General features: G+C 60.7%; 9 protein-coding genes. 8 read left to right on the top strand and 1 reads right to left on the bottom strand.

The genetic code is table 11. The features are described from left to right. The first annotated feature begins 34 nt into the window (after window positions 1-34). The 4 genes from AAAB16_RS07070 to AAAB16_RS07055 all read left to right on the top strand — a co-directional run bounded on the left by AAAB16_RS07070 (window position 35) and on the right by AAAB16_RS07055 (window position 4,141). Window positions 35-463, top strand: coding sequence for a nuclear transport factor 2 family protein (locus AAAB16_RS07070; protein ID WP_340662706.1), 429 nt, complete (start codon window positions 35-37; stop codon window positions 461-463). A gap of 230 nt (window positions 464-693) precedes the next feature. Continuing rightward, window positions 694-2,061, top strand: a complete 1,368-nt coding sequence (locus AAAB16_RS07065) for a chromosome partitioning protein ParA (protein WP_340662705.1) — start codon at window positions 694-696, stop codon at window positions 2,059-2,061. A gap of 3 nt (window positions 2,062-2,064) precedes the next feature. Continuing rightward, window positions 2,065-3,039, top strand: a complete 975-nt coding sequence (locus AAAB16_RS07060; protein WP_340662704.1) for a pyridoxal-phosphate dependent enzyme — start codon at window positions 2,065-2,067, stop codon at window positions 3,037-3,039. After that, on the top strand, window positions 3,032-4,141 hold the full coding sequence (locus AAAB16_RS07055) for a cyclic nucleotide-binding domain-containing protein (RefSeq protein ID WP_340662703.1): 1,110 nt from the start codon (window positions 3,032-3,034) through the stop codon (window positions 4,139-4,141). The genes AAAB16_RS07060 and AAAB16_RS07055 overlap by 8 nt, the downstream gene beginning before the upstream one ends. Before the next feature lie 67 nt (window positions 4,142-4,208). Here the strand turns inward: AAAB16_RS07055 and AAAB16_RS07050 are convergent, their stop codons facing one another. Beyond that, entirely contained in the window at window positions 4,209-5,237 is a 1,029-nt protein-coding gene (locus AAAB16_RS07050) for a DUF1853 family protein (protein ID WP_340662702.1), read from the bottom strand. A 141-nt stretch (window positions 5,238-5,378) separates the two neighbouring features. Between AAAB16_RS07050 and AAAB16_RS07045 the strand changes: the two genes are divergently transcribed. From AAAB16_RS07045 to AAAB16_RS07030, 4 genes are read left to right on the top strand one after another with little or no spacing between them, the layout of a single operon-like run. Next, window positions 5,379-6,269 carry an NAD(+) kinase gene (locus AAAB16_RS07045; RefSeq protein ID WP_340662701.1) on the top strand — a complete coding sequence of 297 codons (891 nt, stop codon included), beginning with the start codon at window positions 5,379-5,381 and terminating at the stop codon, window positions 6,267-6,269. Continuing rightward, window positions 6,269-7,246 carry a metallophosphoesterase gene (locus AAAB16_RS07040; protein WP_340662700.1) on the top strand — a complete coding sequence of 326 codons (978 nt, stop codon included), beginning with the start codon at window positions 6,269-6,271 and terminating at the stop codon, window positions 7,244-7,246. Before AAAB16_RS07045 ends, AAAB16_RS07040 begins: the two co-directional genes overlap by 1 nt. A gap of 7 nt (window positions 7,247-7,253) precedes the next feature. Beyond that, window positions 7,254-8,120: a rhomboid family intramembrane serine protease gene (locus AAAB16_RS07035; protein WP_340662707.1), complete on the top strand. Its 867-nt coding sequence runs from the start codon at window positions 7,254-7,256 to the stop codon at window positions 8,118-8,120. Window positions 8,121-8,147: 27 nt separating this feature from the next. After that, window positions 8,148-8,408 carry a DUF1315 family protein gene (locus tag AAAB16_RS07030; RefSeq protein WP_340662699.1) on the top strand — a complete coding sequence of 87 codons (261 nt, stop codon included), beginning with the start codon at window positions 8,148-8,150 and terminating at the stop codon, window positions 8,406-8,408. The last annotated feature ends 9 nt before the right edge of the window (window positions 8,409-8,417 follow it).

Raw genomic sequence — 8,417 nt, 5'->3', positions numbered from 1 at the left:
AGCGATCTCAACAAAAACAATAAAGGAATCGCCCATGTCCACGCTTTCAACCAACCCCGCTGTCAATGCCACCCTTGAGCAATGGCACGACATGATCGCCAGCAAAAGCCTGAAAGCCTTGCCCGAGCTGCTCGACCCTAAAGCAGTGTTCCGCTCGCCGATGGCCTACAAGCCCTATGAAGGCGCGCAGATGGTCAATGTGATTTTGAACACGGTAATTCAGGTGTTTGAAAACTTTGCCTATCACCGCCAACTGGTCAGCGCCGACGGCCAAAGCGCGGTGCTGGAGTTCAGCGCTACGGTGGGCGATCGTCAGCTCAAGGGCATCGACATGGTGCAGTTCAATGCCGAGGGCAAAATCGTCGATTTTGAAGTGATGATTCGCCCCATGAGCGGCCTGCAAGCCCTGGGCGATGAGATGGGCAAACGTCTGGCGCCGTTTTTGGCGAAAGTTCCTCGCTAAGCCAGAAAACTGAGCGGTTGTACCAAGCCCGTCACAGTTTTAGGTCCGCGCCCCGCAAGTGGGCGCTTGCCGCGGGTGACTGCCAACCCAGTCACATTGCCGTTGGTCCTTTTTACCCTAGACTTGAGCCAAATGTAGGAATACGCCTACTTTCTCGCCCTGCGCGCAGGAAAAGTTGAGCGTTATTCGCGGGCAAAAATGCTCGCTGTGATTGGCTTAGGGGTCCGTTGATGAGCATGCAGATCAAGCCACAAATGGTTGAAGCCGTGATGTTCTTTGGTGAACGCGGCATCTGCAAGGAAATGCTGTTTCCCGAGTTCGAGGCCTTGCTCGACGGCGTGGTCAATATGCCGGAATTTCGTGATCAGCAAATGCGCGTGGCCTACGTGCTGATCAACCCGCGTCTGCTGGTGCGCGCGGCGGTGTTCTTTTATCTGGATTTCGACGAGCGCGGCTCGCCCGATAGCGGCTGGAATATTCCCCTGCGGCATCTGGCCGAACGCTCTGGCCGTGGCCCCGATCTGGGTGCCGGCCCCATCCGCTTGGCCTGCCGGAGCCAATGCCCGGTGTCGTGGCACCAAATGCACCTGTGGGATCCAAGCCTGGTGCCTGGTCAGAATGATCTGGTGTTGCTGCGTGATACCGCTAAACGTAACCAGCTCGGCCTGTTGGTCGAAGACGACGCCAACCAGAGCGTCGCCCCGGAACGTCTGCAAATGGCCCCGGAAGACCAATGGCATGCGCCCGATCCAGGCAAAGAAGCGGCGGAGCAGATCGCCGAAAAAATCGAACAAGAGCACCGGGTAAAAACCGCGCAACTGATCATGCAGCAGCGCCTGCGCATCAGCAGCCAGACCCAGCAATACGAAGAAGAGTTGGCCAAGCTGAAAATGGCCAACGCCGAAGAAACGCAAAAAATGCTGGCGCAGATTCAGGCGCTGCACCAGGCCTTGCGCCAGCAAGAAGAATTGAACGTCAGCCTCAAAGGCCAGCTCGCCGCGCAAGCCGACACCTTTCAGAAAAACCGCGAGGAAATGACCGAACAGCTGCGCGCTATCGAGCGCCACGGTCGTACCGAGAACGACATTCTGCGCGCGCAGTTCGACAGCGAGTTGCAGGCGCGCATTGCCTCGGCGGTGGTGGAGTACAAAGAGCAGATCGCTATTCGTGATGTTGAGCTGGCCTACCGCAACGAACTGGATACCCAGTTGGAAGAGGAAGTCGAGCGCCTGAAAAAGGAGCGTGACGCTTTCGCCAGCCAAGGCGGTGAGCAGATTCTCGAGCGTCTGTCGAAAATGGGCGTGGTGTTTGTCGTCTATCACCCGGGCGCCGGCCACTTGACCATTCCCCTGCAAGATATTGCCCGCTACCAAGACAACCCCATGGCCTTTGCTGCGGCCAAGTGTTTTGTCGCCGAGCCGCAATACCGGCAATGGCTGGCCCATTACGAAAGACCGAGCTGCGACGCCAGCCTGCCCAACGGTGACCGTTGCGCCATTCCGCTGGACCGCATCGACACGCCCAGCCGCTTTGTCATCGGCGATTCCAACTGCTGCGCGCGGCATAAAACCGGTGCGCGCTTGCGGACCGTCAGCTAGCCCTTGTCCGTCACGCTGCCGTTATGGACACCCCAGGCGCCGTTACAGCGCCTGGCTTTGCCGTGGGCGGCAGAGGCGGGTGTGGAGCTGGCGGTACTGCGTCTGGACCTGCTGGATCCGCTGATCAGCGGCAACAAATGGTTCAAGCTGCGCCATCACCTTGAGGCCGCTCAGGCCGCCCGTGCAGCGGGCGTGATCAGCCTTGGCGGCGCCCACTCCAATCACCTGCACGCCCTTGCCGCTGCCGGCCAACGCTTTGGTTTTGCCAGCGTTGGCCTGCTGCGCGGTGAGGCGCAACACACGCCGACTATTGCTGATCTGCACGCCTGGGGCATGCAGTTGCATTGGCTGGGTTATGGCGGCTATCGCCAGCGGCATCAGCCTGACTTTTGGCAACCGTGGCTGGCCCAATATCCGGACTTTTATCCTGTGCCTGAGGGCGGCGGCGGCCTGCCAGGGGCGCTCGGTTGTGCCGATATTCGCGAGATGGCCCAGGCGCAGTTGGCCAGCATTGGCTGGAGCGATTTCGATGCGTGGTGGCTCGCCGTTGGCACTGGCACCACGCTGGCCGGCCTGGTGCTGGCCGAAGCGGGGCGCCGTTTGGTGTATGGCGCCAGCGCTGTACCCGCAGGGCATGGGGTGGAAGAAAACCTGCGGCATATCTTTGAGCAGGCCGGGCAAACCGATCAGGGGTATCGGTTAGTGCAGGCGAGCGGTGGAGGTTTTGCTAAGGTCGATACAGCGCTTACGGCGTTTATCAGCCAGGCTGAGCGGGACGGCGAGTTGCCGCTGGAAGCGATTTATACCGGTAAGGCATTAATGGCGTTGCGCCTATACCTGGCGGCCGGTAACGTTGCTCGCGGCACGCGTCTGCTGTTCGTCCATACGGGCGGCTTGCAGGGGCGCCGGGCCACTCATATGAACAATGCGCTTACGCCTGGCGCAGCGCCGTTGGAGTCTGACCCTTTCCATGAGTGACCCCCTTAACCTTGAGCAACTGCGCAGCCTGACGCCGCTCAATGTGTTGTCCGAGCAGCAATGGCGCGAACTGCGTAGCCAGCTGGTGCCGCAGCCGATGCTGGCCGGGCAGCTCCTGTTTCGCTCCGGCGATCAGGCACGGGTTACCTATTACTTGCTCGCTGGCGAGCTGCTGCTGACCAACGCCGACGGCCAGCAACAACGCCTGCAAGCCGGTAGCGAAGCCAGCTGCCACCCTGTATCGCCCAGCCTGCCGCGCTTGCAGGAAGCGCGCGCCCTGACCGATATCAGCCTGCTGATTCTCGACAGCGCCACCTTGACCCGCCTGCTGACCTGGCGCCTGGCCTATCAGGATCTGTTGCTGGAACTGGGCCAACGCGGCGGCGATATCGAATGGTTGGAGCGGCTGTTGGCCAACCCGCTATTTGCCAAGGTGCCGCCGTCCAACGTGCGCGCCATGCTAGATCGCTTGCAACGTCTGGAACTGCAAGCCGGCAGCACCGTACTTCGCGAAGGCGAAACCGGCGACTGCTGCTTTTTTCTCAACAGCGGTCGTGCCGAAGTGATCCGCTGCGCCGGTAGCGAACGGCAAGTGTTGGCCGAACTGGAGGAGGGCGCCTGCTTTGGCGAGGAAGCGCTACTGGCCGACCAGCCGCGTAACGCCACCGTGACCATGCTGGAAGACGGCGTCGTGCTGCGCCTGGACCGCCACGACTTCTTCAACCTGCTTAAGGCACCGGTGATTGACGAGGTTTCTTTTGGCGAAGCGGCACGCTTGCTGTCTGGCGGCGCGCAATGGCTGGATGTGCGCTTGCAAGAAGAATACGAACGCGCCCACGCCCTGCAATCACTGAACATGCCGCTGCAACTGCTGCGCCTCAAAGCCCGCCTGTTAGATAAAACCCGCACCTACCTGTGCTACTGCGACAGCGGCAACCGCAGCAACAGCGCCGTGTTTTTGCTCTCGCAACTGGGCTACAACGCCTATGCATTGCGGGATGGCCTGAACGCGTTGCCAGCGGTGTTGCGTGACGGCTTATTGTGCGAAAGCGGCTCCGGGTATTTGGCCCGTTCCGGTGGGCGGGTGGAGCGCAGTCGGTAGTTTTTGTACGACTCGAAATTCTGGATTCCCGCCTGCGCGGGAATGACGAAAATAACCCCAATCACCGTCATCCCCGCGTAGGCGACGGTCCGACGATTCGGGATCCAGGCGCGACGAATGCGCTGCTGGCGAGGGCTTGCTCGCCCTTGTAGCCGCTCCACTGCGGCCACTCATCCGCCACCAAAAACAACCGTTCAACTTCCTGCCAAGCCCCTTCACTGTCCTGTTCAAACCGCGCCAATAGTTGCGCTTGGGCTGGCTGTTCCAGCTCGCTTAGCCATTGATTGAACTGGCTTATCGACCACAGCTGTTCGCCACTCACCCGCGCCGGCGCCAGCCAGGTTTGCCGGGGGATGGGCTGCCAGTGGCCGCCGTTTTTCTGCTCGGCAACAAACGCCGGCCAGTCTTTGCGGTGCAACCAGCGCCCGCGTAAATGGTCGGTTAACGCGCCGCGAGGCGGCTGGCTATGCCCCGGCCAGGGGTAGAACAAGTAGCCGGCCAGCCATAGTTGCGGCTGTACCTGTTGGATGCCCCGTTCAGCCAGCGCAGCTTGCGCTTCCGGTCGCGCGGACAGGGGTAGTTGGTGATTAAGCAGATGGTCGAGTTTGCGCGCTAAGCGATCCTGTCTTCCAGGCCCCAGCCACTGTTCGGCGTCACCACCATCACCGGCCTGCGGGCCGAGGTAGAGTTTGATCGCCAGTTCTTGGTGGTGAATGCCGAGGTCGTCTTGCAGCAGCAAATCCAGTTCGCCGAGGGTATGCCCGCCGTTACGAATCGCCAGGTTGGCCGCGAGTAGTTCGACCCCTGGGGCGGCTTTCAAGGCGAATTGCCAGAGGCGTTCGTAGTACAAACCCAGGCGCCGGATGCTGTGTTGCGCCAGCCAGGCGCTGAGTGTGCTGGGGTCGCGGTCCAGTTGCTGGAGCCAGTCGGCCAGCTGTTGTGGGGCCGCTACCCAGCTGCTGGCGCTCAGCGGATGGCGTTGTGCGCAGTAGGCCGGGTCGAGCAACGGCGGCGACAGCAGCACCCAGGCCAGGTCGCGCACGGCAGGCGTGTGCAGGTGTTGGGGCAGGGAGCTGAGGGTAGGAAATAGCGTCATGTTGCGAGCATAGCGTTTAGCTCGGGCAATGTGCGCCTTGGTTTGCTGAGTGCCTTTCGCCCATAATTGCCCACGCCTGTCTGGCTCTCTGCGCAAGTAGGGCGCTTTTCTCTTTTTTTGCCAGCGTCTCCCAGGAGCCTCATGGAGCAATTTCGCAATATCGGCATCATCGGCCGCTTAGGCAGTTCACAGGTTCTGGATACCATCCGGCGCCTGAAAAAACTGCTGATCGAGCGCCAGTTGCACGTGATCCTCGAGGACACCATCGCCGACGTATTGCCCGGCCACGGCCTGCAAACCTCGTCGCGCAAAAGCCTGGGTGAAGCCTGTGACCTGGTGATTGTGGTTGGCGGCGACGGCAGCATGCTCGGTGCCGCCCGCGCCCTGGCGCAGTTCAATGTGCCGGTGCTGGGCATTAACCGCGGTAGCTTGGGCTTTCTCACCGACATCCGCCCGGATGAGCTGGAAAGCAAAGTCGCCGAAGTGCTCGACGGCCAATTCCTGGTGGAAAACCGGTTTCTGCTGCAAGCCGAAGTGCGCCGTCACGGCGAGATGATCGGCCAGGGCGATGCGCTGAACGATGTGGTGCTGCACCCCGGCAAGTCGACGCGCATGATCGAGTTCGAGCTGCATATCGATGGCCAGTTCGTCTGCAGCCAAAAGGCCGACGGCCTGATTATCGCCACGCCCACCGGTTCCACCGCGTATGCGCTGTCCGCCGGCGGGCCGATTATGCACCCCAAGCTGGATGCCATTGTGGTGGTGCCGATGTACCCGCACACCTTGTCCAGCCGGCCGATTGTGGTGGATGGCAACAGTGAGTTGAAAATCGTCGCCGCTAAGGACATGACGATTTATCCGCAAGTGTCGTGCGACGGGCAGAACCATTTCACCTGCGCCCCCGGTGACAGCCTGATCGTCAGCAAAAAGCCGCAAAAGCTGCGCCTGATTCACCCGCTCGATCACAACTACTACGAGGTCTGCCGCACCAAGCTGGGGTGGGGCAGTCGGCTGGGGAGTGGCCACGACTGATGGAACTCGATCCGGCGCGCGGTTATGACTTGATTGGCGATGTGCACGGCTGCGCACATACCCTCGCGCGCCTGCTTGATGGCCTCGGTTACCAGCGCCATGGCGGCGTGTGGCGGCATCCACGGCGCATGGCGATTTTTCTGGGCGATATCGTTGACCGTGGCCCGCGCATTCGTGAGGCGCTGCATATCGTCCACGACATGGTCGAAGCCCGCCAGGCGCTGTGCATTATGGGTAACCATGAGTTCGACGCCCTCGGCTGGAGCACCCCAGCGCCGCCTGGCAGTGGTCGCCAATTTGTCCGTGAACATACGCCGCGCAATGCCCGGCTGATCACCCAAAGCTTGGAACAGTTCGACGCTTACCCGCAGGAGTGGCGTGAGTTCCAGCGTTGGTTCTACGAGCTGCCGTTGTTTATCGACGCCGGACATTTCCGCGTGGTGCACGCCTGCTGGGATGGCGGCTTAATTGACTCCCTGCGCGCGCTGCACCCGGATGGGCGTATTGATGAAGCGTTTCTCCAGGCCGCCGCCGTCACCGGCAGTTTTGCCAGCCGGGTGTTTGGCCGGCTGCTGCGCGGCACTGATATGCGCTTGCCCGATGGCCTGACGCTAACCAGCGATGACGGTTATACCCGTGCCTTCTTTCGCACCAAGTTCTGGGAAGAAGACCCGCAAACCTATGGCGATATCGTCTTTCAACCCGATGCGTTGCCTGAGAGCGTGGCGCGCACGCCGCTGACGCCGCGGGAGAAAACCGAACTGCTGCGCTACGGGCCGAAAGAGCCGCCGCTGTTTGTCGGCCACTACTGGCGCAAAGGCCGACCCGCGCCCATTCGCCCGAACCTGGCGTGCCTGGACTACAGCGCCGTGCTCTACGGCAAGCTGGTGGCCTATCGCATGGACCAGGAAACCCGTATCGACCCAAATAAATTTGCCTGGGTAGACGTTGAACGCCCGGAGTTTCCCCTTGAGTAGTACCGAGATGAGCCCTGTTGAAGTGTTACGTTTGCCGGTGAGTGTCGACTTGTCGGCGTTTATTCAACTGCTGCAGCGTCTGCAGGTTCCGCACAGAGTGAGCGAAGAATCCGGCGAGCAGGTGCTATGGGTGCCGGGGGAGCAGTTGGCGGCGGATATTCGTGGCTTGTACCAACAGTATCCCGAGGGCGATCCGGAGCAGCGTTTAGAACTGCCGGCGCCGCAACAAACGCGCACCGGCGGCTTTGTTCAACAACTGCGCCACAGCCCGCTGACAGCGCTGGTATTGCTGCTGACCTTGTTAGTTGCCGGCATCACGTTGTTGGGCGATAACTTCGACACCATCCGTTGGCTCAGTTGGATGGACTTCCACGTACAGGGTGACTACGCCACCTTTGTGCCGTGGTCCGAGACCCTGGCCGCAGGTCAATACTGGCGGCTAATCACCCCGATCTTTATCCACTTCGGGATCCTCCACCTGGCCATGAACAGCATGTGGTACTGGGAGCTGGGCCGGCGCATTGAGTCCTACCAGGGCAAGTGGATGCTGCTGGGGCTGACCTTGCTGGTGGGCTTGGTATCCAACGCCGTGCAGTTCTGGTGGGCCGGGCCGTCGATTTTTGGCGGGCTGTCGGGCGTGCTCTATGGCTTGCTCGGGCATTGCTGGATCTACCAACTGCTGGCGCCCAATCGCGCCTATCACCTGCCCAAGGGTGTGGTGGTGATGATGTTGATTTGGCTGGTCATCTGTATGAGCGGCATCACCGAGGTGGCGGGCATTGGCGCGATTGCCAATGGCGCCCATGTTGGCGGGCTGTTGGTGGGTTGCCTCACCGGTCTGTTGGGCGGTGCGCTGGCGCGCCGTCGTCGTTAAACTGCGACTTTGTTTGTGGAGGCGTCTATGTCGTCCTTTGTTGAAATGATCGAAAACATCACCCCGGAAATCTACGAAAGCCTGAAATTGGCCGTAGAAATCGGCAAATGGTCGGACGGGCGCAAGCTCACCCAAGAGCAGAAAGAACTCAGCTTGCAGGCGGTAATCGCCTGGGAAGTGCAGAACCTGCCGGAAGACCAGCGCACCGGCTATATGGAGTTGCAAGAGTGCAGCTCGAAGTCCAAAACCGTGCCCAATATCTTGTTTAAGTCGGACGCCATCCATTGAGTGAATTGG

This window comes from Pseudomonas sp., assembly GCF_037994325.1.
Classification (GTDB): Bacteria; Pseudomonadota; Gammaproteobacteria; order Pseudomonadales; family Pseudomonadaceae; genus Aquipseudomonas.
Note: the sequence above shows the minus strand (reverse complement) of the source record. Positions and strands in the feature narration are given on the sequence as shown.

Bases quoted from the DNA above. Each gene is read 5' to 3' on its own strand.
- AAAB16_RS07070 (WP_340662706.1), top strand. From the start codon at position 35: ATGTCCACGCTTTCAACCAACCCCGCTGTCAATGCCACCCTTGAGCAA.
- AAAB16_RS07065 (WP_340662705.1), top strand. From the start codon at position 694: ATGAGCATGCAGATCAAGCCACAAATGGTTGAAGCCGTGATGTTCTTT.
- AAAB16_RS07055 (WP_340662703.1), top strand. From the start codon at position 3,032: ATGAGTGACCCCCTTAACCTTGAGCAACTGCGCAGCCTGACGCCGCTC.
- AAAB16_RS07050 (WP_340662702.1), bottom strand. From the start codon at position 5,237: ATGACGCTATTTCCTACCCTCAGCTCCCTGCCCCAACACCTGCACACG.
- AAAB16_RS07045 (WP_340662701.1), top strand. From the start codon at position 5,379: ATGGAGCAATTTCGCAATATCGGCATCATCGGCCGCTTAGGCAGTTCA.
- AAAB16_RS07040 (WP_340662700.1), top strand. From the start codon at position 6,269: ATGGAACTCGATCCGGCGCGCGGTTATGACTTGATTGGCGATGTGCAC.
- AAAB16_RS07035 (WP_340662707.1), top strand. From the start codon at position 7,254: ATGAGCCCTGTTGAAGTGTTACGTTTGCCGGTGAGTGTCGACTTGTCG.
- AAAB16_RS07030 (WP_340662699.1), top strand. From the start codon at position 8,148: ATGTCGTCCTTTGTTGAAATGATCGAAAACATCACCCCGGAAATCTAC.